The organism is Pseudomonas wadenswilerensis, from assembly GCF_024749185.1.
Lineage (GTDB): Bacteria > Pseudomonadota > Gammaproteobacteria > Pseudomonadales > Pseudomonadaceae > Aquipseudomonas > Aquipseudomonas wadenswilerensis.
Genome location: NZ_CP087191.1, coordinates 5,418,226 through 5,442,475 on the forward strand (window position 1 = coordinate 5,418,226; position 24,250 = coordinate 5,442,475).

General features: G+C 61.5%; 29 protein-coding genes and 2 tRNA genes. 21 read left to right on the forward strand and 10 right to left on the reverse strand.

Annotation, left to right across the window (positions count from 1 at the left end; translation table 11 throughout):
- The first annotated feature begins 59 nt into the window (after positions 1–59).
- Together choW and choV are read left to right on the forward strand one after the other, a co-directional pair.
- Positions 60–908, forward strand: a complete 849-nt coding sequence (gene choW / locus LOY45_RS24905; protein ID WP_177414816.1) for a choline ABC transporter permease subunit — start codon at positions 60–62, stop codon at positions 906–908.
- Complete coding sequence (choV, locus tag LOY45_RS24910; protein ID WP_115084915.1) at positions 905–2,083, forward strand: choline ABC transporter ATP-binding protein; 1,179 nt, start codon at positions 905–907, stop codon at positions 2,081–2,083. The genes choW and choV overlap by 4 nt, the downstream gene beginning before the upstream one ends.
- A gap of 52 nt (positions 2,084–2,135) precedes the next feature.
- Here the strand turns inward: choV and hisF are convergent, their stop codons facing one another.
- The 6 genes from hisF to LOY45_RS24940 form a co-directional block, all read right to left on the reverse strand.
- Positions 2,136–2,906, reverse strand: coding sequence for an imidazole glycerol phosphate synthase subunit HisF (hisF, locus tag LOY45_RS24915; protein ID WP_115084914.1), 771 nt, complete (start codon positions 2,904–2,906; stop codon positions 2,136–2,138).
- Positions 2,907–2,916: 10 nt separating this feature from the next.
- A complete protein-coding gene (gene hisA / locus LOY45_RS24920) occupies positions 2,917–3,654 on the reverse strand; it encodes a 1-(5-phosphoribosyl)-5-[(5-phosphoribosylamino)methylideneamino]imidazole-4-carboxamide isomerase (protein WP_258578510.1) in 738 nt (245 codons plus the stop codon).
- A 42-nt stretch (positions 3,655–3,696) separates the two neighbouring features.
- On the reverse strand, positions 3,697–3,957 hold the full coding sequence (locus LOY45_RS24925; protein ID WP_010221322.1) for a DUF2164 domain-containing protein: 261 nt from the start codon (positions 3,955–3,957) through the stop codon (positions 3,697–3,699).
- Positions 3,957–4,595: an imidazole glycerol phosphate synthase subunit HisH gene (gene hisH / locus LOY45_RS24930; protein WP_115084912.1), complete on the reverse strand. Its 639-nt coding sequence runs from the start codon at positions 4,593–4,595 to the stop codon at positions 3,957–3,959. The genes LOY45_RS24925 and hisH overlap by 1 nt, the downstream gene beginning before the upstream one ends.
- On the reverse strand, positions 4,595–5,188 hold the full coding sequence (gene hisB, locus LOY45_RS24935; RefSeq protein ID WP_028942262.1) for an imidazoleglycerol-phosphate dehydratase HisB: 594 nt from the start codon (positions 5,186–5,188) through the stop codon (positions 4,595–4,597). Before hisB ends, hisH begins: the two co-directional genes overlap by 1 nt.
- Before the next feature lie 202 nt (positions 5,189–5,390).
- Entirely contained in the window at positions 5,391–7,052 is a 1,662-nt protein-coding gene (locus tag LOY45_RS24940; RefSeq protein WP_115084911.1) for an OFA family MFS transporter, read from the reverse strand.
- Between the two features lie 338 nt (positions 7,053–7,390).
- On the opposite strand from LOY45_RS24940, the gene LOY45_RS24945 reads away from it, so the two are divergent.
- From LOY45_RS24945 to LOY45_RS24965, 5 genes are all read left to right on the forward strand, one after another.
- A complete protein-coding gene (locus LOY45_RS24945) occupies positions 7,391–9,637 on the forward strand; it encodes an AsmA family protein (protein WP_134064755.1) in 2,247 nt (748 codons plus the stop codon).
- Entirely contained in the window at positions 9,634–10,701 is a 1,068-nt protein-coding gene (mutY, locus tag LOY45_RS24950; RefSeq protein ID WP_115084909.1) for an A/G-specific adenine glycosylase, read from the forward strand. The genes LOY45_RS24945 and mutY overlap by 4 nt, the downstream gene beginning before the upstream one ends.
- Positions 10,698–10,970, forward strand: a complete 273-nt coding sequence (locus tag LOY45_RS24955; protein ID WP_115084908.1) for an oxidative damage protection protein — start codon at positions 10,698–10,700, stop codon at positions 10,968–10,970. Before mutY ends, LOY45_RS24955 begins: the two co-directional genes overlap by 4 nt.
- A gap of 91 nt (positions 10,971–11,061) precedes the next feature.
- Positions 11,062–11,137 (forward strand) — tRNA-Phe (locus tag LOY45_RS24960).
- A gap of 118 nt (positions 11,138–11,255) precedes the next feature.
- The gene (locus LOY45_RS24965) at positions 11,256–11,660 is read left to right on the forward strand and encodes a hypothetical protein (RefSeq protein WP_258578511.1); all 405 of its coding nucleotides are present in this window, start codon (positions 11,256–11,258) and stop codon (positions 11,658–11,660) included.
- On the opposite strand, the gene LOY45_RS24970 is transcribed toward LOY45_RS24965, so the two are convergent.
- Positions 11,657–12,193: a TetR/AcrR family transcriptional regulator gene (locus tag LOY45_RS24970; RefSeq protein ID WP_038998288.1), complete on the reverse strand. Its 537-nt coding sequence runs from the start codon at positions 12,191–12,193 to the stop codon at positions 11,657–11,659. The genes LOY45_RS24965 and LOY45_RS24970 overlap by 4 nt on opposite strands.
- Before the next feature lie 108 nt (positions 12,194–12,301).
- Between LOY45_RS24970 and LOY45_RS24975 the strand changes: the two genes are divergently transcribed.
- From LOY45_RS24975 to LOY45_RS24985, 3 genes are all read left to right on the forward strand, one after another.
- Positions 12,302–12,790, forward strand: coding sequence for an HPP family protein (locus LOY45_RS24975; protein ID WP_038998287.1), 489 nt, complete (start codon positions 12,302–12,304; stop codon positions 12,788–12,790).
- Between the two features lie 98 nt (positions 12,791–12,888).
- Entirely contained in the window at positions 12,889–13,932 is a 1,044-nt protein-coding gene (gene ppk2, locus LOY45_RS24980; protein ID WP_038998286.1) for a polyphosphate kinase 2, read from the forward strand.
- 91 nt (positions 13,933–14,023) lie between these two features.
- On the forward strand, positions 14,024–14,461 hold the full coding sequence (locus LOY45_RS24985) for a hypothetical protein (protein ID WP_038998284.1): 438 nt from the start codon (positions 14,024–14,026) through the stop codon (positions 14,459–14,461).
- 211 nt (positions 14,462–14,672) lie between these two features.
- On the opposite strand, the gene gabP is transcribed toward LOY45_RS24985, so the two are convergent.
- Positions 14,673–16,067, reverse strand: coding sequence for a GABA permease (gene gabP / locus LOY45_RS24990; RefSeq protein ID WP_233674612.1), 1,395 nt, complete (start codon positions 16,065–16,067; stop codon positions 14,673–14,675).
- A 609-nt stretch (positions 16,068–16,676) separates the two neighbouring features.
- Between gabP and LOY45_RS24995 the strand changes: the two genes are divergently transcribed.
- From LOY45_RS24995 to LOY45_RS25015, 5 genes are read left to right on the forward strand one after another with little or no spacing between them, the layout of a single operon-like run.
- Entirely contained in the window at positions 16,677–17,450 is a 774-nt protein-coding gene (locus LOY45_RS24995; RefSeq protein ID WP_038998282.1) for an ABC transporter ATP-binding protein, read from the forward strand.
- Positions 17,451–17,463: 13 nt separating this feature from the next.
- The gene (locus LOY45_RS25000; protein WP_038998280.1) at positions 17,464–18,225 is read left to right on the forward strand and encodes an ABC transporter substrate-binding protein; all 762 of its coding nucleotides are present in this window, start codon (positions 17,464–17,466) and stop codon (positions 18,223–18,225) included.
- Between the two features lie 57 nt (positions 18,226–18,282).
- Positions 18,283–18,978 (forward strand): ABC transporter permease, encoded by a 696-nt coding sequence (locus LOY45_RS25005; RefSeq protein WP_258578512.1) that lies wholly within the window; start codon positions 18,283–18,285, stop codon positions 18,976–18,978.
- On the forward strand, positions 18,975–19,664 hold the full coding sequence (locus tag LOY45_RS25010; protein WP_258578513.1) for an ABC transporter permease: 690 nt from the start codon (positions 18,975–18,977) through the stop codon (positions 19,662–19,664). The genes LOY45_RS25005 and LOY45_RS25010 overlap by 4 nt, the downstream gene beginning before the upstream one ends.
- A gap of 45 nt (positions 19,665–19,709) precedes the next feature.
- Positions 19,710–20,930: an SAM-dependent methyltransferase gene (locus LOY45_RS25015; protein ID WP_258578514.1), complete on the forward strand. Its 1,221-nt coding sequence runs from the start codon at positions 19,710–19,712 to the stop codon at positions 20,928–20,930.
- 230 nt (positions 20,931–21,160) lie between these two features.
- Here LOY45_RS25015 and mdtI read toward each other — a convergent pair whose 3' ends face one another.
- Together mdtI and LOY45_RS25025 are read right to left on the reverse strand one after the other, a co-directional pair.
- Positions 21,161–21,490: a multidrug/spermidine efflux SMR transporter subunit MdtI gene (mdtI, locus tag LOY45_RS25020; RefSeq protein WP_258578515.1), complete on the reverse strand. Its 330-nt coding sequence runs from the start codon at positions 21,488–21,490 to the stop codon at positions 21,161–21,163.
- Positions 21,484–21,843 carry an SMR family transporter gene (locus LOY45_RS25025; protein WP_258578516.1) on the reverse strand — a complete coding sequence of 120 codons (360 nt, stop codon included), beginning with the start codon at positions 21,841–21,843 and terminating at the stop codon, positions 21,484–21,486. The genes mdtI and LOY45_RS25025 overlap by 7 nt, the downstream gene beginning before the upstream one ends.
- A gap of 516 nt (positions 21,844–22,359) precedes the next feature.
- Between LOY45_RS25025 and LOY45_RS25030 the strand changes: the two genes are divergently transcribed.
- From LOY45_RS25030 to LOY45_RS25055, 6 genes are all read left to right on the forward strand, one after another.
- Positions 22,360–22,938 carry a hypothetical protein gene (locus LOY45_RS25030; RefSeq protein WP_010221300.1) on the forward strand — a complete coding sequence of 193 codons (579 nt, stop codon included), beginning with the start codon at positions 22,360–22,362 and terminating at the stop codon, positions 22,936–22,938.
- A 9-nt stretch (positions 22,939–22,947) separates the two neighbouring features.
- A complete protein-coding gene (locus tag LOY45_RS25035; protein ID WP_010221299.1) occupies positions 22,948–23,154 on the forward strand; it encodes a helix-turn-helix domain-containing protein in 207 nt (68 codons plus the stop codon).
- An 18-nt stretch (positions 23,155–23,172) separates the two neighbouring features.
- Positions 23,173–23,553, forward strand: coding sequence for a hypothetical protein (locus LOY45_RS25040; protein ID WP_115084903.1), 381 nt, complete (start codon positions 23,173–23,175; stop codon positions 23,551–23,553).
- Between the two features lie 24 nt (positions 23,554–23,577).
- Positions 23,578–23,784, forward strand: coding sequence for a hypothetical protein (locus LOY45_RS25045; RefSeq protein WP_258578517.1), 207 nt, complete (start codon positions 23,578–23,580; stop codon positions 23,782–23,784).
- 24 nt (positions 23,785–23,808) lie between these two features.
- A complete protein-coding gene (locus tag LOY45_RS25050) occupies positions 23,809–24,075 on the forward strand; it encodes a hypothetical protein (RefSeq protein ID WP_115084901.1) in 267 nt (88 codons plus the stop codon).
- 97 nt (positions 24,076–24,172) lie between these two features.
- Positions 24,173–24,248: transfer RNA gene (locus LOY45_RS25055), tRNA-Thr, on the forward strand.
- Positions 24,249–24,250 lie beyond the last annotated feature (2 nt).

Consider the following 24,250-nt stretch of genomic DNA (forward strand, 5'->3'; position numbering starts at 1 on the left):
CTGCGGCGGGCTGGCCCCGCCGCAGGCTGTCTTCAAACTTTTGCAGGTGGACGCTCGCTATCATGCTGATCGATGAAAAACTCCCTCTGGGCCAGTACATCGCAGGCTTCGTTGAATGGTTGACGCAACACGGCGCCAACTACTTCGATGCCTTCGCGGCAGCACTGGAATATATGATTCATGGCGTGACCGGGGCACTGACCTGGTTCAATCCCTTCGTCCTGATCGGCCTGGTTGCAGTGATCGCGCACCTGATCCAGCGCAAATGGGCGCTGACCGCATTCTGCGTACTGTCATTCCTGCTGATCCTCAACCTCGGCTACTGGCAGGAGACCATGGAGACCCTGGCCCAGGTGCTGTTTGCCACCCTGGTCTGCGTGGCCATCGGCGTGCCGCTGGGCATCCTCGCCGCACACAAACCGATGTTCTACACCGCCATGCGCCCGGTCCTCGACCTGATGCAGACGGTACCTACCTTCGTTTACCTGATCCCGACCCTGACCCTGTTCGGTCTGGGGGTGGTCCCCGGACTGATCTCGACGGTGGTGTTCGCCATCGCTGCGCCAATCCGCCTGACCTACCTGGGTATCTGTGATGTACCCCAGGAACTGCTCGACGCCGGCAAGGCCTTCGGTTGCTCACGCCGCCAGCTGCTGTCGCGCATCGAACTGCCCCACGCCATGCCGAGCATCGCCGCCGGCGTCACCCAATGCATCATGCTGTCGCTGTCGATGGTGGTGATTGCCGCGCTGGTGGGTGCCGATGGCCTGGGCAAACCCGTGGTCAACGCATTGAACACTGCCGATATCGCTCTGGGCTTCGAAGCGGGTCTGGCGATCGTGTTGCTGGCGATCATGCTCGACCGTATCTGCAAACAACCCGACGCGCCGGTAAGGAGTGAAGCATGAGCATTATTCGCTTCGAAGACGTAGACGTTATCTTCTCCAGCCGACCGCGCGAGGCCCTGAGCCTGCTCGATCAGGGCCTTTCACGCGAACAGATCCTGAAGCAGACCGGCCTGGTGGTCGGGGTCGAAAAAGCCAACCTGGACATCAACAAGGGCGAGATCTGCGTATTGATGGGCCTGTCCGGTTCAGGCAAATCCAGCCTGCTGCGTTGCATCAACGGCCTCAACACCGTCAGCCGCGGCAAGCTGTTCGTCGAGCATGAAGGCTCGCATATCGACATCGCCCACTGCACCCCGGTGGAACTGAAGATGATGCGCACCAAGCGCATCGCCATGGTGTTCCAGAAGTTCGCCCTGATGCCCTGGTTGACGGTGCGCGAGAACATCAGCTTCGGCCTGGAAATGCAGGGCCGCCCAGAGAAGGAACGGCGCAAGCTGGTCGACGAGAAACTCGAGCTGGTGGGCCTGACCCAGTGGCGCAACAAGAAGCCTGACGAGTTATCAGGCGGCATGCAGCAGCGGGTCGGCCTGGCCCGGGCGCTGGCCATGGATGCCGACATCCTGCTGATGGACGAACCCTTCTCGGCCCTCGACCCGCTGATCCGGCAAGGCCTGCAGGACGAGCTGCTGGAACTGCAACGCAAGCTGAACAAGACCATCGTCTTCGTCAGCCACGACCTGGACGAGGCACTGAAGCTCGGCAGCCGCATTGCGATCATGAAAGACGGCAAGATCATCCAGTACAGCAAGCCGGAAGAGATCGTCCTCAACCCGGCCGACGATTACGTGCGCACCTTCGTCGCCCACACTAACCCGCTCAACGTGCTCTGTGGCCGCAGCCTGATGCGAACCCTGGACAAGTGCAAGCGCATCAATGGCTCGGTATGCCTGGACCCGGGCGGTGATTCCTGGCTCGACCTGGCCGAAGGCAACACCATCAAGGGTGCGCGCCAGGGTGCCAACGGCATGGACCTGCAGAACTGGGCACCGGGTCAAGCCGTGGAAGGCCTGGGCCGCAAACCGACCCTGGTCGATGCCAAAATCGGCATGCGCGAAGCCCTGCAGATCCGTTACCAGACCGGCAACAAGCTGGTGCTTCAGGAAGGCAATACCGTGGTGGGGATTCTCGGTGACAGCGAGCTGTACCACGCGCTGCTGGGCAAGAACCTGGGTTGAACGCTATCGCGGGGCACTTGTGGGAGCCGGCAACGCCGGCTCCCACAAAGCCTCAGCGAACGACGATACCCTGCCTGGCCATGAACGCCTTGGCCTCAGGCACCGTGTACTCACCGAAGTGGAAGATACTCGCCGCCAGCACTGCGCTGGCATGACCTTCGATAATTCCGTCGGCCAGGTGCTGCAGGTTGCCCACACCTCCGGAAGCAATCACCGGAATACCCAAGGCATCGCTGATGGCCCGGGTTACACCCAGGTCAAAGCCATTCTTCATGCCGTCCTGGTCCATGCTGGTCAGCAGGATCTCGCCGGCCCCCAGGCCTTCCATCTTCTTCGCCCACTCCACTGCGTCCAGGCCGGTAGGCTTGCGTCCGCCGTGGGTGAAGATCTCCCAGCGCGGGGTTTCACCCGGGCCTGAGACCTTCTTGGCATCAATGGCTACCACGATGCACTGCGAACCGAAGTGCGCGGCAGCTTCGCCAACGAACTCCGGGTTGAACACCGCGGCGGTGTTGATCGAGACCTTGTCGGCACCGGCATTGAGCAGGTTGCGGATGTCCTGCACGCTACGCACGCCGCCGCCTACGGTCAGCGGGATAAACACCTGGCTGGCCATGCGCTCGACGGTATGCAGGGTGGTGTCACGGCCATCGACGCTGGCGGTGATGTCGAGGAAAGTAATCTCGTCAGCACCCTGTTCATCGTAGCGCCGGGCGATTTCCACCGGGTCGCCGGCATCGCGGATGTTCTCGAACTTGACGCCCTTGACCACCCGGCCGTTGTCGACGTCCAGGCAAGGGATGATGCGCTTGGCCAGTGCCATGTGGGAATCCTCAGCCTTTGTAGCTGTCGCAGAAGGCTTGCGCCTCGGCGACATCCAGGGTGCCTTCGTAGATGGCGCGGCCGGTGATCGCACCGATAATGCCCGGCGCCTTGGCGTCGAGCAGGGCCTTGATATCACCGAGGTTGTGGATACCGCCGGAGGCGATTACCGGGATCTTGGTGGCAGCGGCCAGAGCTACGGTGAACGGCACGTTGCAGCCCTGCATCATGCCGTCTTTGGCGATGTCGGTGTAGACGATGGCCGAGACGCCGTCGGCTTCGAAACGCTTGGCCAGGTCGATGACCTGCACCGAGCTGACTTCAGCCCAGCCGTCGGTGGCGACGAAGCCGTCTTTGGCATCCAGGCCCACGATCACTTTGCCCGGGAAGGCGCGGCAGGCTTCGGCAACGAACTCTGGCTCCTTGACCGCCTTGGTACCGATGATCACGTAGCTGACGCCGGCCTTGACGTAGTGCTCGATGGTTTCCAGCGAACGGATGCCGCCACCGATCTGGATCGGCAGGGTCGGGTAGCGCTTGGCAATCGCGGTGACCACTTCACCGTTGACCGGCTGGCCTTCGAAGGCGCCGTTGAGGTCAACCAGATGCAGCCGGCGGCAGCCCCCTTCAACCCATTTGGCGGCCATGCTCACCGGGTCGTCCGAGAATACCGTGGAGTCTTCCATGCGGCCCTGGCGCAGGCGTACGCAAGCACCGTCCTTGAGATCGATAGCGGGGATAATCAGCATCTGCAAAACCTGTCTATTCGGTAAACAGTGATGCTCGAAAAGTCAGTTCTTCTCGAGCGCCCACAGGTCGCTTTCAATGCTTTCGAACCGTTCCTTGAGGTGGTTCTGCACATCGAAAATCGCCCTGTTGTAGTAGTGCGGGGCAATCTCTTTGGTGAACAGCTCCAGGACCTCGGCCACCTCGAACGACCCCAGCTGCAGCTCGAAACGGTCTTCGAGAAAGCGCTTGAGGGTATCGAGCGCTTCGCGTTCCTGTTCCGGCGCCAGTGTGAGGATCGGTGGCTTGGCCCTGGACTTGCCCATTACCAGCGCCCGTCCCAGGCGGCGAAGTTCTGCAGCAGCTGCAGGCCATGGGTATGGCTCTTCTCCGGGTGGAACTGCACGGCAAAGCGCGAGCCTTCGGCCAGCGCTGCGGCAAAGTCGACGCCGTAGTGACCGCTACCCACCACCTGGCCCGGCTTGCCGGCGGTGATGTAGTAGCTGTGCACGAAGTAGAAGCGCGCACGCTCGGGGATGTTGTGCCACAGCGGGTGGTCGATGCTCTGGACGACTTCGTTCCAGCCCATGTGCGGCACCTTCAGGTGCTCGCCGTCTTCGTGCAGGTCTTTGCCGAAGAAGCGCACATTGCCCGGGAACAGGCCGATGCAATCGACGCCGTCGTTCTCTTCGCTGTGATCGAGCAAGGCTTGCATGCCAACGCAGATGCCAAGGAACGGACGGTCCTGGCTGACTTCACGCACCAGGCTGTCGAAGCCCAGGCGGCGGATTTCAGCCATGCAATCGCGGATCGCGCCGACGCCCGGGAACACCACGCGATCCGCTTCGCGAATCACGTCGGCGTCGCTGGTGATCAGGACCTTGCCGGCGCCTACGTGCTCGAGGGCCTTGGCCACCGAGTGCAGGTTACCCATGCCATAGTCGATAACGGCAACCGTCTGCATTACAGGCAACCCTTGGTCGATGGCATCTGCCCGGCCATGCGCTCATCCAGCTCGATGGCCATGCGCAGCGCGCGGCCGAAGGCCTTGAACACGGTCTCGATCTGGTGGTGGGTGTTGTGCCCACGCAGGTTGTCGATGTGCAGGGTGACGTTGGCGTGGTTGACGAAGCCCTGGAAGAACTCCTGGAACAGGTCGACATCGAAGCCACCGACCGACGCGCGGGTATACGGTACGTGCATCTGCAGGCCCGGGCGGCCGGAGAAGTCGATGACCACCCGCGACAGCGCTTCGTCCAGCGGCACGTAGGCATGGCCGTAGCGGCGGATGCCCTTCTTGTCGCCGATGGCCTGGTTGAAGGCCTGGCCCAGGGTGATACCGACGTCTTCGACGGTATGGTGATCGTCGATATGCAGGTCGCCCTTGCACTCGATATCGAGGTCGATCAGCCCATGTCGGGCGATCTGGTCGAGCATATGTTCAAGGAAAGGCACACCGATATCGAATCGGGCCTTGCCGCTGCCATCCAGGTTGATCGAGGCCTTGATCTGGGTCTCCAGAGTATTGCGCTCGACGGAAGCCTTACGTTCGACCATCACCAGCTCCGCAAAATCATTGGGCGAAAAAGGTGATCATTATAGGCCCAGAAGCGCCCGGCTTGAAACGCAGATGACGCGTGGCAGGGAATTTAGTCGGGCCGCTGTACGGCCCATCGCTGGCAAAGCCAGCTCCCACAAGGGTCAGTGCATGAAGATCTTGTGGGAGCCGGCCTTGCCGGCGATGGCCTGCGCAGCAGGCCTAATTGAACAACACCGCCGTCTTCTGCAGCGTCACCCAGATCCCCCAGGCCAGCGGCACCACAACCACCAGCCAGGCCGCCAGCACCAGCGGCCTGCTGGCCGGATCAGCCTGCCACTCCAGCGCGCGCTCGCTGGCGCTGCCCTGGTCATGGCTCAGGGCCCGCTCGGCAGCAAGCTCGGCATCGGTCATGAAGTACTTGTCGGCCACCGGCCGTACCAGCGCATTGCAGACAAAGCCCAGCACCAGCAACCCGGCGAGGATGTACAGGGTGATGTCATAGGCCGCCGCCCGCGGCACGCCCAGTTCCAGCTGGTACTCGCGCAGGTAGGTGATCAGCACCGGCCCCAGCACCCCGGCTGCGGCCCAGGCGGTCAGCAGGCGACCGTGAATGGCGCCGACCATCTGCGTGCCGAACAGGTCGGCCAGGTACGCCGGCACCGTCGCAAAGCCACCGCCATACATCGACAGGATGATGCAGAACGCCGCCACGAACAGGGCGATGTTGCCCAGATGGCCCATGTTCGGCACCAGCGCATACAGGGCCACGCCCAGGGCGAAGAAGGCGAAATAGGTGTTCTTGCGCCCGATATAGTCGGAGAACGACGCCCAGAAGAAGCGCCCGCCAATGTTGAACAGGCTGAGCAAGCCGGTAAAACCTGCTGCAATCGCCGCGATCTGGCCCAGTTGCGCAGTGTTGAGCTGACTGAAGCCCAGGTCATTGCCCAGCAACTTGCCGGCAAAGACTTCCTGCAACAGCGGCGAGGCCATGCCGAGAATGCCGATACCCGCCGACACGTTCAGGCACAAAACCAGCCAGATCAGCACAAACTGCGGAGTTTTCCATGCCACACTGACGTGCACATGACGATGAGTGATCATCGCGTTGTTGGCTTTTTTCAGCGGTGCGGACCAGCCTCCAGGTTTCCAGCCGGTGGGCGGCACGCGATAGGCCAGGGCGCCGCCGAGCATGAACACGAAGTAGATCAGCGCCATCACCACGAAGCTCTGCCAGACGCCGACGTCGCCGGGAGTGGCAAAGTGGTTCATCAAGGCTGCCGCCAGCGGCGCACCGACCATGGCGCCGCCGCCAAAGCCCATGATCGCCATGCCGGTGGCCATGCCGCGTTTGTCCGGGAACCACTTGATCAGGGTCGAGACCGGCGAAATGTAACCAAGCCCCAGGCCGATACCGCCAATCACCCCGGAGCCCAGCCACATCAGCCACAGCTGGTGGGTATAGACGCCGAGAGCGGAAATCAACAGGCCGCCGCACCAGCACAGGGTCGATACCACCCCGGCCTTGCGCGGCCCGGCGTGTTCCAGCCAGCCGCCCCAGATGGCCGCCGAACAGCCGAGGAAGACGAAGAACAACGTGTAGATCCAGCTGAGCATCGAGATCGGCCAGTCACACCCGGTGGTAAACATGCGCATCAGGAAGTTGGTTTCTTCCGAGCAGACAACCGGCGCACTGATACCGATGGCCTGCGACAGCGGCAACCAGAACACCGAAAAACCGTAGGCCATGCCGATGCACAGGTGAATGGCCAGGGCCGCTGGCGGCACCAGCCACCGGTTGAAGCCCGGACGGGCGATGATCCGCTCCTTGGACAGGAAACCGGGCGCGCTCGCTATGGCGCCGGCCGTGATGCTGCTGCTCATTGTTGTGTTCCCCTCGTAGGTATGAAGCGCTCACCGCCCTCGACCTTGGCCCTCTGGCAACTGGTCGTTTTTATTGGCGAACGGCCCTTTTGCGCGACAAATAGCCGCAGCAGGGCCTGAGAGCGGCGAGAGAGTAGCATTTGCCGTGGCCACTGAGCGCAAACTGATACCGTCGTTTGTTCAACAACTGATCTCCCCGGCAAGGAACTGTCAGGCCCTCTGCTGTCGAATCCGACACGTTTGCAGGACTAAACCTTCGCCCCATATCACCCAGCGGTGATAACCGCAGCGCTATACTCTGCGGCTGAATTTAGAAATCGGACTACAAGGACTCGCCCATGAAAGCGTTCGGCAAAATCCTGGGGCTGGTGCTTCTCGGGTTGTTGCTGATCATTGTGGCTCTGGGCTTCGCCCTGACCCACCTCTTCGATCCCAACGACTACAAAGACGAGATTCGCCAGCTGGCACGCGACAAGGCCCACGTCGAGCTGACGCTCAATGGCGACATCGGCTGGAGCCTGTTCCCGTGGCTGGGCCTTGAGCTGCATGAAGCCAGCATCGCCACCCTGAACAACCCGAAAGTGCCGTTTGCCGACCTGCAGATGCTCGGCCTGTCGGTACGCGTGCTGCCCTTGCTGCGCCGTGAAGTGCAGATGAGCGACGTGCGCGTCGAGGGCCTGAACCTGACCCTGAGCCGCGACGAAAAAGGCCACGGCAACTGGGAAGACATCGGCAAGCCCCTGCCTGCCGCTACCCCGGCCCCGGCCGAAGGCGCCGGCACCACGCCTGCCGACGCCGCCGCACAAGCCAGCACCGACAGCGCCAGCGAGCGCCCGATCAAGCTCGACATCGACAGCCTGACCGTCAATAACGCCCGCGTGCAGTACAACGATGCCCGCAGCGGCCAGAGCTTCGGCGCCGAAAGCATCCAGCTGAGCACCGGCGCGGTGCATGAAGGGGTGAACATCCCGCTGAAGATGACCGCCTTCCTCAGCTCCGGCCAGCCGGTGATCAAGGCGCGCACCGAGCTTAACGGCGAACTGCGCTTCGATCGGCGGCTCAAGCGCTACCAGTTCGAAGACATGAAGCTCAGCGGCGAAGCCTCGGGCGAACCGCTGCAAGGCAAGACCATGACCTTCGCCGCTCAGGGCCAGTTGCTGGTTGATCTGGCAGCCAACGTCGCCGAATGGAACGGCCTCAAGCTCTCGGCCAACCAGTTGCGCGCCCTTGGCGAGCTGAACCTGCGCGACCTCGACAAAACGCCACAGCTGAGCGGCGGCCTGTCGATTGCCCAGTTCGACCTGCGCAACTTCCTCGACAGCATCGGCCACCCGCTGCCGGTTTCGGCCGACCCCAGCACCCTGAGCAAGGTCGAGCTGGTCACCCGTTTGCAAGGCACACCGAACAGCCTGGCCCTGGAAGACCTGGCGATTAAACTCGACGACAGCACCTTCAGCGGTCGCCTGGCCGTCGAAGACTTCGCCAAGCAAGCCCTGCGCGTGCAGCTCAAGGCCGACAAGTTCGACGCCGACCGCTACCTGCTGGCCAAAAGCGATGCGGCCAAAGGCGCCAAGGCCGCGCGCCAGGCCGAAGTGCAGAGCAAAGAAGCTGGCGCCCTGGCCGGTGCCGGCACCACGCCGCTGCCCGACGCGCCAACCCAGGTGGCCTGGAGCAACGACAAACTGCTGCCGGTTGATCGCCTGCGCAAAGTCGACCTGCAAGCCGATCTGACTTTTGCTCAGCTGACCCTGGACAAGCTGCCGATCGCAAACGCCCACCTCAAGGCCCAGGGCCAGGGTGGCCTGATCACTCTGGAAACCCTGCGCGGTGGCCTGTACAACGGCGACTTCGAAAGCAAGGGCACCCTCGACGTGCGTCCGGCAGTGCCGCAGATCGGCCTCAACACCCGCATCAACCGGGTACCGGTCGAGCACTTCATCAAGAGCGAAACCGGCACTGCACCGGTCAAGGGCCTGCTGACCCTGAACAGCGACCTGACCGCCACCGGCAACAGCCAGAAGGCCCTGGTCGACACCCTCAACGGCAACGCCAGCTTCGTCATCAACGACGGCATCCTGGTCAACGCCAACCTCGAGCAGCAGCTGTGCCAGGCCATCGCCACCCTCAACCGCAAGACGCTGAGCGGCGAACCACGCGGCAAGGACACCCCGTTCCAGGAGCTCAAGGGCAGCCTGGTAATGCGTAACGGCGTAGCCAGCAACCCTGACCTCAAGGCGCGGATTCCCGGCCTGACCGTCAATGGCCAGGGCGATCTCGACCTGCGCGTGCTGGGCATGGACTACCGCATTGGCGTGATCGTCGAAGGCGACAAGCGCGATATGCCCGACCCGGCCTGCCAGGTGGGCGAGCGCTATGTCGGCCTCGAACTGCCGCTGCGCTGCCGCGGCCCGCTGGAGCTGGGTGCCAAGGCCTGCCGCCTGGATAAAGACGGCCTGGGCAAGGTCGCGGCCAAGCTTGCCGGCGACAAGGTCAGCGAAAAACTCAGCGAGAAGATCGACGAGAAACTCGGTGACAAGGTCAGCCCGGAGCTCAAGGACGCACTCAAGGGGTTGTTCAAGCGATGAGCCCCGAGCAGTTTTCCAGCGCCGTGCTGGAGTGGTACGACCGTAACGGTCGCCACGACCTGCCCTGGCAACAGGGCATCACCCCGTATCGGGTGTGGGTTTCGGAGATCATGCTGCAGCAGACCCAGGTGAGCACCGTGCTCAACTACTTCGACCGTTTCATGCAAGCGCTGCCGACGGTCCAGGCCCTGGCCGAAGCCCCCGAGGACGAAGTGCTGCACCTGTGGACGGGCCTGGGTTACTACACCCGGGCGCGCAACCTGCAAAAGACCGCGAAGATCGTCGTCGAGCAATACGGTGGCGAGTTCCCCCGCGATGTCGAGAAGCTCACCGACCTGCCGGGCATCGGCCTGTCCACCGCCGGCGCCATTGCCAGCATCAGCATGGGCCTGCGCGCACCGATCCTCGACGGCAACGTCAAGCGCGTGCTGGCCCGCTATACCGCGCAAGAGGGTTACCCCGGCGAGCCGAAAGTGGCCAAGATGCTGTGGGCCAACGCCGAGCGCTATACCCCGCACAGCCGGGTAAATCACTACACCCAGGCGATGATGGACCTGGGCGCCACCCTGTGCACCCGCAGCAAGCCCAGTTGCCTGCTGTGCCCGCTCAAGGTCGGTTGCGAGGCGCACCTGCTCGGCCAGGAAATCCGCTACCCGGTGCCCAAGCCGCGCAAGGAGCTGCCGCAAAAGCGCACGCTGATGCCGCTGCTGGCCAACCACGAAGGCGCCATCCTGCTTTACCGGCGGCCTTCCAGCGGCCTCTGGGGCGGGCTGTGGAGCCTGCCGGAGCTGGACAACCTCGAACAGATCGACGACCTGGCCGACCAGCACGGCCTGAGCCTGGCCGGCAGCCAGGCGCTGGACGGCCTGACCCACACCTTCAGCCATTTCCAGCTGACCATCGAACCCTGGCTGGTGCGCGTCGATACCGCCACCGACCACGTGGCCGAGGCCGACTGGCTCTGGTATAACCTCGCCACCCCGCCGCGCCTGGGCCTTGCCGCCCCGGTGAAAAAACTGCTTAAACGCGCGGCCGACGTATTGCTTACAGGAGAGTCGCGATGACCCGCACCGTAATGTGCCGCAAGTACCATAAAGAAATGCCTGGCCTGGATCGTGCCCCCTACCCGGGCGCCAAGGGCCAGGACATCTTCGAGAACATCTCGCAGCAAGCTTGGGCCGACTGGCAGAAAGAACAGACCATGCTGATCAACGAGAAGCGCCTGAACATGATGAACGCCGAGGACCGCAAATTCCTCCAGGGCGAGATGGACAAGTTCTTCTCCGGTCAGGATTACGAGAAGGCCGAAGGCTACGTTCCACCTAGCGAATAACCCCGGAAAATCGTAAGCGACGGAATTAATTTAAAAAATTTTCAAAAAGTCGTTGACGTAAATCCGAAAAACCCTTTTAATGCGCCCCGTTGCCCAGATAGCTCAGTCGGTAGAGCAGGGGATTGAAAATCCCCGTGTCGGCGGTTCGATTCCGTCTCTGGGCACCACTAATACCGAAAAGCCCCAAGCGAAGTGATTCCTTGGGGCTTTTTTCATGCCTGCGATTTATCAGCGAACGCAGGCTTTCTCGCGCACGGAAATGCCGCGAGCTCATCGGAGCCAGGGATGAAATCGATTGCCGTTGTCGTCGCCATACTTCTGAGCCTGACCGGCTGTGTCGGCGCCACCGTCGTGCTGCCGGAAAAACAGACCTATCCCACCTCGGCCCATCGCATCCTGCGCCTGAAGAACATCACCCCCAAGGTCAGCAAATCGGAGAAATCCGACGTCACCCGCGAATGGTGCGGCGTCACCCTCTGGGCAGTGGTCGTGCCGGTGCCTTTGCTACTGCCGGTGTGCAAGACCTACAGCGAAGTGGCCTACGGCCCGGACATCGATGGCGACCAGGTCGTGCTGTTCAACGCCAGGCAGACCATCAGCTCGCCCATGTACGCCTGCGGCCCGATGATGATCCTCGCGCCGATCATCCATGGTTACGAAGGCAATCAGATCTGCGGGATGCTGCGCTAGGCCAGCGCAGCCACCATCGACCGCGCCGCCTCGAACAGCGGCACCTGCACCCCGCCGACCTGCGACGCCACGATCAACCCCTCGCCGATCAGAAACAGCTGCCCCGCCGCAGCCGGCTGCTTGCACCCAGCCTCCCGGCAGGCCTGTTCAAGTGCGGCCATGACCTTGTGCTTGTGCAACCTGGCCAGCACATGGGGCGGTTCGGCCGACCCGGCGTATTCGGCTGACGCGTTGATGAAGGCACAACCGTGGAAGTCTTCAGAGCGCGCCCAGGCCTCAATAAAGTCGATATAGGCCAACGGCCGCGCTTTTGCCTCAACGGCCGCCAGAGCGCTTTCCAGGCGCGCCATGAAATCGTGATCGCGCCGCTCCAGTGCTGCCTCGATCAACAGCTCCTTGCTGGGGAAATGCCGGTACAGGGTCTTCTTGGTTACCCCGGCCTCCTGGCTCAACTGCTCGACCCCGGTGCCGTGGTAACCCTGGCGGTAGAACAGTTGCAGCGCCGACTCGGCGATTTTCTCGGACGTACTCATGCCACACCTTCGATCAGGACAATTACGAGCAGTGTATACCGATCGGTTGACTTACAGGTAAACCGATCGGTATCCTCGGCGCAAATTGCCCACCTGGAGACTGTGCCCATGCCGTTCAAATCCAAGGCGCCCGCCGCCCCCTCCCTGCACTTCAGCCTGTTGTCACTGATTGGCGCGGCCCTGGCGATCGGCGCCACCGGCTGGCTCAGCCAGGTGTCCGGTGCCTTGTGGTTGATGGCGCCGTTTGGCGCCAGCTGCGTGCTGGCCTTCGGCATGCCCGACTCGCCGCTGGCGCAGCCGCGCAACATTATCGGCGGGCACGTGATTGCCACCCTGGTGGGCCTGGCAGTGCTGCATACCCTCGGCGACAGCTGGTGGAGCGCAGCCCTGGCCGTCGGCCTGGCGCTGGCCGCCATGCAGCAGACCCGCACCCTGCACGCGCCAGCCGGGGCCAACCCGCTGGTAGTGATCGCCAGCCATGCACCACTGAGCTTCGTGGTGACCCCGGTGCTTGCAGGCTCGCTGGTGATCGTCGCCGTGGCCTGGTGCCTGAACAATGCGCGCCAGGCCAACAGCTACCCGAAATACTGGTACTGATGGCGCTATGCCAAGGGCTGTTGACCACCGTCAATATGCCCCTGGCCTGCCCCGATAAAATGCTCTGAGGATATTAGAAGGAACCAACAGGCCTCCCCATGAGCGAAGAATCCACTGCCCTGCCCCTGCCCTCACCTACCGCTGAAACATCTGCGAGCACCAGCCCAAGCCCGGCACGCAAAGTTGCCAGCACCCGCCCACGCCGTCCACGTACCCCACGCAAGCCTGCAGCAAGCGCCGCTGCCGAAGCCGAAATCAGCGCCATCAGCCAACAACCAGCCGCTTTGAAAGTCGCCTCGGCGCCACGTGGCTCCAACGAAGACAGCGCCTCGGCCAAGCTGCCGGCCAGCTATCCGTACCGCAACCGCATGCGCCGCGCCGAGTACGAAAAGGCCAAGCATGAACTGCAGATCGAGTTGCTCAAGGTGCAAAGCTGGGTCAAGGAAACCGGCCAGCGCATCGTCGTGCTGTTCGAGGGCCGTGACGCCGCCGGCAAGGGCGGCACCATCAAGCGCTTCATGGAGCACCTGAACCCGCGCGGCGCGCGAATCGTCGCCCTGGAGAAGCCTTCCGAGCAGGAGAAAGGCCAGTGGTACTTCCAGCGCTATGTCCAGCACCTGCCCACGGCCGGTGAAATGGTTTTCTTCGACCGCTCCTGGTACAACCGCGCCGGGGTCGAGCGGGTCATGGACTTCTGCTCGCCGCTGCAATACCTGGAGTTCATGCGCCAGGCGCCGGAGCTCGAGCGCATGTTGTGCAACAGCGGCATCCTGTTGTTCAAGTACTGGTTCTCGGTGAACCGCGAAGAGCAGTTGCGCCGTTTCATCTCCCGTCGCGACGACCCGCTCAAGCACTGGAAGCTGTCGCCGATCGACATCAAGTCGCTGGACAAGTGGGACGAATACACCGCCGCCAAGGAGGCGATGTTCTTCCACACCGACACCGCCGATGCCCCGTGGACGGTAATCAAGTCCGACGACAAGAAGCGCGCGCGGATCAACTGCATCCGCCACTTCCTGCACTCGCTGGACTACCCCGGCAAGGACCTGAGCGTCGCCCACCAGCCTGACCCGCTGCTGGTAGACCGCGCCGCGCGTGTGCTGGAAGAGGAAGACCGCGGCGAGCTGGCCCAACCGGCCTGAGCGTGCTCCAGGCCGTCGGCGGCACTTGGGTTTCCCGGCCAACTGCGATTCAATACGCAGAATTTATCCGGCTCAGCACAAGGGTTCACCGATGGCCTCCAGCAGCAAACAACAGAAACGCGCCAAGCGCGCCGCCAGCAAGGCTCGCGAGAACCGCATGGTGCGTAGCGGCCAGGCGGTCAAGAGCTCGGGCGAAAGCTCCAGCGCCAGCGTCGAGCAGGTATTCAACAAGGCGATGGAATCGGGCAGCTATACCGCCCTGTTCGAAAAAATGAAGCAAGCCCAGGACACCGGCCTGGTCGCGCTGATCTCGGTGTTCCTGGTCGACCCGCTGCTGACCCTGGTGCTCAAGGGCCACAAGGAAGAACACGCCACCGACTACATCGTCATGGTCTTCAGTGCCTACCGCAAATGGCTGGACGGCGCCGACGAGGCCACTTCCATGGCCTGGCTCGAGAGCGACGAGTTCCAGGAAGCCTACATTGCAGCTTCCGAAGCGGTGTCCAAACAGCAGAAGAAGTTCGGCTGACAGCTTGCCTGGCTCCTGATCCCCTCAATGGCGATAGCCGGATGGGGCTGCGCTGCAGCCCATCGCCGGCAAGACCGGCTCCCACCACAGTCCCTGTGGGAGCTGGCTTGCCAGCGATGGGGCCAACCAGAACACCACACCACTTCCTGCTTGAACAAAAAAGGCCGCGATCCTCACAGATCGCGGCCTTTGTCATTGCACCCGCATCACATCAGTTGTTCAGCACCGCCCGCCCGGCCGCCTCGGCCTTGCGCTTGCGCGCCACCAGCAGCCCGGCGGCGACCACGGCAATCGACAACAAGCCGGTCGCGACGATCTCGATACGATGATCCGGACGGATCAGCATCACCGTCAGAATGCCGACAATGAAAGCGATCGTCGCCCAGGTCAGCCCCGGGAACAGCCACATCTTGAAGGCGATCTTCTCACCACGCTGCATACGCTGACGGCGCATGCGCAGTTGCGACACGGCAATCACCAGGTACACCAGCAAGGCGATGGCGCCGGAGCTGGCCAGCAGGAACTCGAACACCTGGGCAGGCGCCAGGTAGTTGGCGATCACGGTGAGGAACGCCGCCGCAGTCGACAGCACCACCGCCACATACGGGGTCCCGCTGGAGGTGGTGCGCTGGGCCATGGCCGGCGCATCGCCACGCTTGCTCAGGGAGAAGAGCATCCGCGAGGAGGTGTACAGCGCCGAGTTCAGGCAACTGGTCACGGCGATCAGCACGACGATGTCGACGATCAGCTTGGCGTTGGGGATGCCCATCAGGTTGAGCACGGTCTGGTACGAGCCGACTTCGGCCAGGTCACTGTTGGTCCACGGCACCAGGGCCACGACCACGAAGATCGACACGAGGTAGAACAGAAAGATCCGCCAGATCACCGAGTTGGTGGCCTTGGTGATCTGCTTGCCCGGGTCTTTCGACTCGGCGGCAGCGATGGTGACGATCTCGGTACCCATGAACGAGAACATGGTGGTGAGCATTGCCGCCAGCACCGCGCCCATGCCGTTGGGCATGAAGCCCTGGGTGTCGAACAGGTGGCTGACGCCGCTGACCTGGCTGTTGGGCAGCAGGCCGAAGATCGCGGCAACACCAAGGATGATGAAGCCGATGATCGCCACCACCTTGAGCAACGCGAACCAGAACTCGAATTCACCGTAGTTCTTCACACTGAACAGGTTGGTCGCAGTCAGCAGCAAGGTGATCACCAGGGTAAACACCCAGATGCCGATATCGGGAAACCAGGCATTCAGGATGGTCGCCGCGGCGTTGGCCTCAAGCGGAATCACCAGCACCCAGAACCACCAGTACAGCCAGCCGATGGTAAAGCCGGCCCAGTGGCCGATGGCTTTGTCGGCGTACGTCGAAAACGAACCGGTATCCGGCGAGGCGACGGCCATCTCGGCCAGCATGCGCATCACCAGCACCACCAGGGTTCCGGCCGCGGCATAGGCCAGCAACACCGCAGGGCCGGCTTCGGCGATGGCGTGGCCGGAGCCGACGAACAGGCCGGCGCCGATGACACCGGCAATCGACAGCATGGTCACATGCCGCTGTTTGAGCCCCTGAGCGAGGTCGTTGGAATTGTGCGTACCGCTCATAAAACTACCTTTGCGAGAAATGGCGTTTTGATCCTGCTACTCGAGTCGCACTCTTCAAAAAGAGTGCTACATCCTGTTGCCGATCGATAACGCAATTACCGCGCCAGGCTGATGACCGTTCGTTCGAAAATTCTCACAGCCCCGTTTAACAAGGCTTACAGGTCTTTCGGCCAAGACTTGACCGAAAGCCCCTGAAAAACCGGCGGAATTGGCCAATTACTGAAATACCCACTTACAAATACCCTGGGTGCACCACAATCCGTCACCGGTAACACCTCATGCACTTCCTACGAACACAAAGGTACAACCCCGAGGTACAACCAAAGCCGTAAATAAAGGCCCGAACCTGTGCACAAGGTCAGAAACGACTTCCCAGAAACGGCCAAAACTGGCACCATCGCGCCTTTTTTCATCAAGGCTCCGGCCCTGGAAACGAGGGTAGGCGGACATCTGCGCGACAGTCCACTGCAGCGATGCGACACCCGCCCTCCCACCAACCGATTGCCTCTCCCGACGTTATTGGCTGTCTTCGGACCGCTATGCTAGCTTGGCGCCTCGCCAGGAAGGCCGCTAACAGCAGGAGCGCACCAGAACACATGAGGACCGCACATGGCTGAGGCCACGCCCGCGCTGGAAATCCGCAACCTGCACAAACGCTACGGCGACCAGGAAATCCTCAAGGGAATTTCGCTGACCGCGCGTGATGGCGACGTGATCTCGATCCTGGGATCCTCCGGCTCCGGCAAGTCCACTCTGCTGCGCTGCATCAACCTGCTGGAAAACCCGCACCAGGGCCAGATTCTGGTGGCTGGCGAAGAGCTCAGGCTCAAGGCGGCAAAAAACGGCGAACTGGTCGCCGCCGACAACAAGCAGATCAATCGCCTGCGCAGCGAGATCGGCTTCGTCTTCCAGAATTTCAACCTGTGGCCGCACATGAGCATCCTCGACAACATCATCGAGGCGCCGCGCCGGGTGCTGGGCCAGAGCAAGGCCGAGGCCATCGAGCATGCCGAAGCGCTGCTGAACAAGGTCGGTATCCACAACAAGCGTCACAGCTACCCGGCCGAACTGTCCGGTGGTCAGCAACAGCGTGCGGCCATCGCCCGCACCCTGGCAATGAAGCCCAAAGTCATTCTGTTCGATGAGCCGACTTCGGCCCTGGACCCGGAAATGGTCCAGGAAGTGCTCAACGTTATCCGTGCCCTCGCCGAAGAAGGCCGTACCATGCTACTGGTTACCCACGAAATGGGCTTTGCCCGCCAGGTGTCCAGCGAAGTCGTCTTCCTGCACCAGGGGCTGGTCGAAGAGCAAGGAACGCCGCAGCAGGTTTTCGAAAACCCGACCTCGGCGCGTTGTAAACAATTCATGTCCAGCAACCGCTAACGGAGCAACACGCATGCAGACCTATAAGAAATTCCTCCTGGCCGCTGCCGCCACGCTGGTGTTCTCGGCCAATGCCATGGCTGCCGAGAAACTGAAAATGGGCATCGAGGCGGCCTACCCGCCGTTCAACAACAAGGATGCCAGCGGCCAGGTGGTCGGCTTCGACAAAGACATCGGCGACGCCCTGTGCGCCAAGATGAAGGTCGAGTGTGAAGTCGTGGTCTCCGACTGGGACGGTATCATTCCAGCCCTGAACGCGAAGAAGTCCGACTTCATCGTCTCGTCCCTGTCGATTACCGACGAGCGCAAGCAGGCCGTGGACTTCACCGACCCGTACTACTCGAACAAGCAGCAGTTCATTGCCCCGAAGAACGTCGACTTCAAGACCGATGATGCTTCGCTCGCAGGCAAGACACTGGGCACCCAGCGCGCAACCCAGGCCGCCATCTGGCTGGACGATCACGGCGGTATGGACGGCAAGTTCAAAGTCAGCCTGTACGACACCCAGGAAAACGCCTACCTGGACCTGACTTCTGGCCGCGTCGATGCCCTGCTGGCTGACAAATACGCCAACTACGACTGGCTCAAGTCCGACGCCGGTAAAAACTACGAGTTCAAAGGCGAGCCGGTGAACGAAAGCGACAAGGTCGGTATCGCCGTGCGCAAAGGTGACAATGAACTGCGCAACAAGCTGAACGCCGCTCTGAAGGAAATTGTTGCCGACGGCACCTACGAGAAGATCAACAACAAATACTTCCCGTTCAGCATCTATTGATTCGCCCCGACCGGCATCGCCCTGGAGGCGATGCCGGTCCCTTGAACAAACCTGCCCATGAATATTGATCTCTACGGATTCGGTCCGGCCTTGTTGGCCGGGACGCTGATGACCGTCAAACTCGCGTTGTCGGCCCTGTTTCTGGGGCTGGTACTGGGACTGCTTGGTGCCCTGGCCAAGACCTCGCCGTACAAACCCCTGCAATGGCTGGGTGGCTTCTACTCCACGCTGGTTCGCGGCGTGCCCGAACTGCTCTGGGTGTTGTTGATTTACTTCGGCACCGTCAGCCTGATGAACCGGCTTGGCGAACTTCTGAATATTCCTGGCCTGGAGCTCAATGCCTTCGCCGCAGGTGTCATTGCCCTGGGCCTGTGCTTCGGCGCCTATGCCACGGAAGTGTTCCGTGGTGCGATCCTGGCCATTCCCAAGGGTCACCGTGAAGCCGGCCTGGCCCTCGGCCTGTCCAAAGGGCGGATCTTCTCCAAGCTGATCCTGCCGCAAATGTGGCGGATCGCGCTGCCGGGGCTGGGCAACCTGTTCATGATCCTGATGAAAGATACCGCGCTGGTCTCGGTGATCGGCCTGGAAGAAATCATGCGTCACTCGCAAATCGCCGTGACCGTGAGCAAGCAGCCCTTCACCTTCTACATGGTCGCCGCCATCATCTACCTGGGCCTGACCGTCCTTGCCATGACCGGCATGCACTTCATGGAAAAACGCGCCGCTCGCGGCTTCGTGAGGACCAATCAATGAACTGGGAAGTCATCATCAAGTGGCTGCCACGCTTGGCCCAAGGTGCCACGCTGACGCTGGAGCTGGTAGCCATCGCGGTCATTGCCGGCCTGATCCTCGCCATTCCACTGGGCATCGCCCGCTCCTCGCGGCACTGGTACGTGCGCGCCCTGCCATACGGTTACATTTTCTTCTTCCGTGGCACACCGCTGCTGGTTCAGCTGTTCCTGGTGTACTACGGGCTGGCCCAGTTCGATGCCGTGCGTAACAGTGTCTTGTGGCCGTATCTGCGCGATCCGTTCTGGTGCACGGTGCTGACCATGACCTTGCACACTGCCGCCTACATCGCAGAAATCCTGCGTGGCGCGCTGCAGGCCATCCCCCGTGGCGAAATTGAAGCGGCGCGGGCCCTGGGCATGTCCCGGGCCAAGGCGATGATCTACATCATGCTGCCACGCGCAGCGCGCATCGGCCTACCGGCCTACAGCAACGAAGTGATCCTGATGCTCAAGGCCAGCGCCCTGGCCAGTACCGTCACCCTGCTGGAGCTGACCGGCATGGCGCGGACCATCATCGCCCGCACCTACCTGCCGGTAGAGATCTTCTTCGCTGCGGGCCTGTTCTACCTGCTGATTTCCTTCCTGCTGGTGCAAGCCTTCAAGCAGCTGGAACGCTGGCTGCGCGTCGACGCCTGCCAGGGTCGATAAACCTGTATAACGGGGCTGATCTCAGCCCCGTTTTCGTATCCGCTCATGACCACTGCCTTTCCTCTTTCCGGTGACCAACTGCTCAGCCGCTTCCAGGCGCTGGATGGTTTTCTACGCGAGCACCAGGCACTCTGGCGGCCACGGCCATTCACCCAGCTGGAACAGCCGTGGAAAGCCGAGCACCCCGCCCTTGCCCACTGGTTGCGCGAGCGTTCGTTGAGCGAGGCTGAGGCGGCGCACAATCACCCCGAGCAGCTAGACGCCCCCGCCCCTTTTCCACAACTGGCGCGCCGGGCGTCAGAGCTGTCTGCCATCGGTGAGTTATCCACCGTTGCTCTGCCCGCGGCAGGCCCTCGCCTGAATGTCGATGTGCCGGGGCGCAAATGGCAGCAGATCGAAGCCTTCGCCAGCCATCTGGGCTTTATCCACAACCCGCGACACTGGCTGGACTGGTGCGCAGGCAAGGGCCATCTGGGCCGGCGCTTGTTGCAGCCGCACAGCCAGCAACTGACCTGCCTGGAATTCGACCCGGCGCTGGTCGAAGCCGGTATCGCCCTCAGCCAGCATCATCAGCTGCCCGCCGAACACCGCCTGCAGGATGTACTGGCCAATGACGCCGCCTTGCAACTGAATGCCGAGCACACGGCAGTCGCCCTGCACGCCTGTGGCGACCTGCATGTACGCCTGATGCAACTGGCCAGCCAGCAGGGCTGCCGCCAACTGGCCATCGCACCGTGCTGCTACAACCGCATCCAGGCGCCGCAGTACCAGCCGTTATCCACAGCCGCCAAGGCTTCTGGCTTGCAGTTGTCGATCGAAGATCTTGGCTTGCCGCTGAGCGAAACGGTTACCGCTGGTGCGCGCGTGCGCCGCCAGCGTGACCAATCCATGGCCAGGCGCCTGGGTTTCGATCTGTGGCAACGTCAGGTGCGTGGGGTGGATGAGTACCTGCCAACGCCTTCGCTACCGGTCAGTTGGCTGCACAAGCCGTTCGCCGACTACTGCCGGGGCCTTGCTGAACTCAAAGAGTTGCAGGCAGGTGCCGAGCCCGATTGGCCCGCGCTGGAAGCCGCCGGCTGGCAGCGCCTGGCCCAGGTGCGCAACCTGGAATTGCTGCGCAATCTGTTCCGCCGCCCGCTGGAATTGTGGCTGGTGCTGGATCGCGCACTGTTCCTGCAGGAACAGTCCTATCAGGTACAGCTCGGGGTGTTTTGTGAACAGCCTCTCACGCCACGCAACCTGATGCTGTTGGCCGAACGTCAGTAAAGGTGCTCAGCCTGTGGATAAGTCTGTGCGCAACCTTGCGTCGAACCCCTGCAAATTCGTGGATCCAAGCGCTTTCACTGGCTGGTCATTTTTTGTTCACCGATTAATCGCCAGCAAAAACAGCCATTTGCGCAAAGACCAACGGCGGGCGTTGGTCCGATGCAATGCGCACCTGCTTGGCATGCGGCTTGTGCATAAGCCTTCGCGCGAATAGCGCTAAGCAGGCTGAATCAGGCCAGTTTCAACAGGCTCATGCCCACCAGCAACAGCGCCAGCCCCAACCAGCCACGGCCCACCAGGCGTTGACCAAACAACGCCCAGCCCATGGCCACGGTGGCGAGGATGCCGAAGCCACCCCAGATGGCATAAGCCAGCGACAGTTCGATATCTCGCACAGCCTGAGCCAGTGCGGTAAAGGCGGCCAGCACACAGAGAATCGAGGCAATGCCCAGGCCGCGCTTTCTGAAACCGTCGGAATACTTGAGCAGCAGGTTGGCGATCACTTCCAGCACGATCGCCAGGCCCAGCCAGGCGAAGGGAATCCAGTTCATGCTCAGCATGGCAGGGCCTCCATGTTGCGCGGGGCAGGTGCGGCGCGGGTACCCGACTTGATCAGCAGGATACCGGCGATCATCACACCCAGGCCGGTGGCCTTGAGCAGGCCCAGGCTCTCGCCCAGCCAGGTGACGCTGATCAGGGTAATCAGCACGATACCGATGCCTTCCCAGAGGGCGTAGGCCACGCCCACCGGCACGCGTTTTACCGCCAGTGCCAGGAAGAAGTACGACAGGCCGATCATCAGGTACATCAACCCGTGACCAAGAATCGGGAAATGACTGGCGGCGAATTTCATCGACGCGGTACCGATCACCTCAGCGGTGATGGCGATAAACAGATAGATCCAGGAACGCATGATGCCCTCCCACGGGCGACACAAGCCGAGCGAAATCGCGCTGACGGCTGCAGACAAAAAGAGAAACGAGGCTGTTTGTCGGGGGAGGCGCTAGAGGTCGCCGGTCCAGTGACGTTCACGGGAAACCAGGCGGGAGGTGAGGAGCGGAAACGCTTTAGTGTTCAACATAATGAACAACAAATTAGCTCAAGGCATCGTTAAAGTCAAATCGATAGAAAATGACTAATTAATTTTCGCGTCTTTCAGTCCGTATTTAGGTGAAAGCCCTTAAAGGTTACAGAAAGGTTCGTAAATTATATTACCCGGCCATTTTGGGGCTGCTGCGCCCCCCATCGCCGACAAGGCCGGCTCTGTGGGAGCTGGCTTGCCAGCGATTCAGCCACCGCGCAGCCTCTGACACCCCTCTCCTGCCCTCGTGTCAAAACGCCGCACCCCTACCAAAATCACAATTAATTATTGTAATACGATAATTTTTCACAAATAATGCACCCCGCTCAACTAGCACGGAGGGAAACCATGAACAGTAAGACAGTGGCTTACGCGAGATCGCGTCTGCGAGTGATCGGTGCATTCGCCGCGGTACTCGCCTGGGGTACAGGGATCGTCGAGTTCGGCGGCAACGTACTATTGTGGGTGTTCGAAAAAGCCCAGGTGCAAGGCGCCTACCTGCAAAGCTTTGGTGAAAACATGCCGCTGCTGCTGGCCCCGGACTACCAGCCTTCGCACCTGGCCCTGGGCCTGGTGATCGGCCTGGAACTGATCCCCGCCAGCCTCTCGGCTTTTGCCTTGTACCTGACCGGCTTGTTCTTCCTGCGCCTGTCGCGGGGCGAAACCTGGACGACGCAAAACATCAAGATGCTCTGGTGGGTGGGCTTGCTGTGCATCGGCTTGCCGATGGTCTGGCCGATGATCGGCACCTTGCAGGGCCTGGCGTTCTCCATCGACCTGCCCAAAGGCGAAAGAAGCTTCAGCGTATCGATCGGTGTATCATCCCAGGCGGTTTACGAGATCATGAAAGGCATCTTCCTGTGCGCCTTCTCACTCCTCATGCGTGACGCCAAAACCATCAGCGATGAACACAACTGTTATGTCTAGCTTGCCCCTATGCCGATAATTATTCGACTCGATGTAGTCATGGCCAAGAACAAGATCCGCTCCAAGGATCTGGCCGAGATTATCGGTATTACGGAGGCGAACCTGTCGTTGCTGAAAAACGGCAAGATCAAGGGTTTCAAGATGGAAACCCTCGAGAAGCTCTGTCGCGCGTTGAACTGCCAGCCAGGTGACCTGCTGGAGTTCAGCGAGGAATGAACAAGGAACTGGCAACTCGTGAGCAATTCACTCAAATGGCGCGCTGCGCTAGTGCTGGCCGTCGGCCTGCTCGGCGGCTGCGGCCCCAGCTACACCTATAGATACTCCCCACCGCCAAGCATGGCGGGCATGAACTGCATCAACTCCTGCTCGATGGAACGCAACCACTGCAAACAGATGGCGCGCCTGCAGGAAAACAGCGATCAGGCCCTGTACCAGGCCAACTACAGAAGCTACCAGCTTTGCCAGGCCGGCAAGAGCAAAAAGGAAGCGCGCAAAAGCTGCTACTACCCCAGCTACCCGTTCAACAGCGGCTCTAGCTACTCGTGCGGCAGCGACTACGACAGCTGCTACCAGTCCTGCGGCGGCACCATCCACCGCATCCTCAACAAAGACTGACGCCTCGAATAAACGGAATTGACTGTGGATATCATCAGATCCATCGCCCTGCTTGCGTCCGCGTTTTACCTCAGCGGCTGCGCCTTCATGTCCGACTGGCAAGTCCCGCCACCCCGGTCCGACTGGCAAGTACCGCCCATGCAGATGTACGGCACCCAGAGCTTCCCTGGGCCGGACTTCAGCCGCGACCACCGCGCCATCCAGCACTACCTCGACACACACAAACACTGACACTTCGACCAAACGGAATTGCCTGTGGCTATTATCAGATCCTTCCTCCTGCTGGCGTGCGCGTTTTACTTGAGCGGCTGCACCACCGGCGACTACGCCCCGATGTCTGGCTGGGAAATCCCGCAGATGCAGATATACGGCGACAAGGGCTACACGGGCCCGGCCTACAGCTGCAAGAAAAAGCACGGCTGCCGAGAGCACTGTAAAAAGCACGATTGCCGCTACAAACCGCTGATATTCGACCCCACCAAAGCCGAACCCAGCGCCACCACAATGCACCGCGGCTGGTAACAAAACACCTCGCGATAGCCGCTGAAACCGGGCATCGCGAGGAATGTTGCAGAAGTAGTTTACAGACGCAAACTGATCGCTATAATGACGCCCCTGTGCCGGTATAGCTCAGATGGTAGAGCAACTGACTTGTAATCAGTAGGTCCCGGGTTCGATTCCTGGTGCCGGCACCACA

Bases quoted from the DNA above. Each gene is read 5' to 3' on its own strand.
- hisB (WP_028942262.1), bottom strand. From the start codon at position 5,188: ATGGTCGAACGTAAGGCTTCCGTCGAGCGCAATACTCTGGAGACCCAG.
- LOY45_RS25025 (WP_258578516.1), bottom strand. From the start codon at position 21,843: ATGCGTTCCTGGATCTATCTGTTTATCGCCATCACCGCTGAGGTGATC.
- LOY45_RS24925 (WP_010221322.1), bottom strand. From the start codon at position 3,957: ATGGGCAAGTCCAGGGCCAAGCCACCGATCCTCACACTGGCGCCGGAA.
- LOY45_RS25030 (WP_010221300.1), top strand. From the start codon at position 22,360: ATGAACAGTAAGACAGTGGCTTACGCGAGATCGCGTCTGCGAGTGATC.
- LOY45_RS25035 (WP_010221299.1), top strand. From the start codon at position 22,948: ATGCCGATAATTATTCGACTCGATGTAGTCATGGCCAAGAACAAGATC.
- LOY45_RS24945 (WP_134064755.1), top strand. From the start codon at position 7,391: ATGAAAGCGTTCGGCAAAATCCTGGGGCTGGTGCTTCTCGGGTTGTTG.
- LOY45_RS24965 (WP_258578511.1), top strand. From the start codon at position 11,256: ATGAAATCGATTGCCGTTGTCGTCGCCATACTTCTGAGCCTGACCGGC.
- LOY45_RS25000 (WP_038998280.1), top strand. From the start codon at position 17,464: ATGCAGACCTATAAGAAATTCCTCCTGGCCGCTGCCGCCACGCTGGTG.
- hisH (WP_115084912.1), bottom strand. From the start codon at position 4,595: ATGCAGACGGTTGCCGTTATCGACTATGGCATGGGTAACCTGCACTCG.
- LOY45_RS25005 (WP_258578512.1), top strand. From the start codon at position 18,283: ATGAATATTGATCTCTACGGATTCGGTCCGGCCTTGTTGGCCGGGACG.
- gabP (WP_233674612.1), bottom strand. From the start codon at position 16,067: ATGAGCGGTACGCACAATTCCAACGACCTCGCTCAGGGGCTCAAACAG.
- LOY45_RS24985 (WP_038998284.1), top strand. From the start codon at position 14,024: ATGGCCTCCAGCAGCAAACAACAGAAACGCGCCAAGCGCGCCGCCAGC.
- LOY45_RS25010 (WP_258578513.1), top strand. From the start codon at position 18,975: ATGAACTGGGAAGTCATCATCAAGTGGCTGCCACGCTTGGCCCAAGGT.
- ppk2 (WP_038998286.1), top strand. From the start codon at position 12,889: ATGAGCGAAGAATCCACTGCCCTGCCCCTGCCCTCACCTACCGCTGAA.
- LOY45_RS24940 (WP_115084911.1), bottom strand. From the start codon at position 7,052: ATGAGCAGCAGCATCACGGCCGGCGCCATAGCGAGCGCGCCCGGTTTC.
- LOY45_RS24955 (WP_115084908.1), top strand. From the start codon at position 10,698: ATGACCCGCACCGTAATGTGCCGCAAGTACCATAAAGAAATGCCTGGC.
- LOY45_RS25015 (WP_258578514.1), top strand. From the start codon at position 19,710: ATGACCACTGCCTTTCCTCTTTCCGGTGACCAACTGCTCAGCCGCTTC.
- choV (WP_115084915.1), top strand. From the start codon at position 905: ATGAGCATTATTCGCTTCGAAGACGTAGACGTTATCTTCTCCAGCCGA.
- mutY (WP_115084909.1), top strand. From the start codon at position 9,634: ATGAGCCCCGAGCAGTTTTCCAGCGCCGTGCTGGAGTGGTACGACCGT.
- LOY45_RS24995 (WP_038998282.1), top strand. From the start codon at position 16,677: ATGGCTGAGGCCACGCCCGCGCTGGAAATCCGCAACCTGCACAAACGC.
- hisF (WP_115084914.1), bottom strand. From the start codon at position 2,906: ATGGCACTGGCCAAGCGCATCATCCCTTGCCTGGACGTCGACAACGGC.
- mdtI (WP_258578515.1), bottom strand. From the start codon at position 21,490: ATGCTGAGCATGAACTGGATTCCCTTCGCCTGGCTGGGCCTGGCGATC.
- LOY45_RS24970 (WP_038998288.1), bottom strand. From the start codon at position 12,193: ATGAGTACGTCCGAGAAAATCGCCGAGTCGGCGCTGCAACTGTTCTAC.
- hisA (WP_258578510.1), bottom strand. From the start codon at position 3,654: ATGCTGATTATCCCCGCTATCGATCTCAAGGACGGTGCTTGCGTACGC.
- LOY45_RS24975 (WP_038998287.1), top strand. From the start codon at position 12,302: ATGCCGTTCAAATCCAAGGCGCCCGCCGCCCCCTCCCTGCACTTCAGC.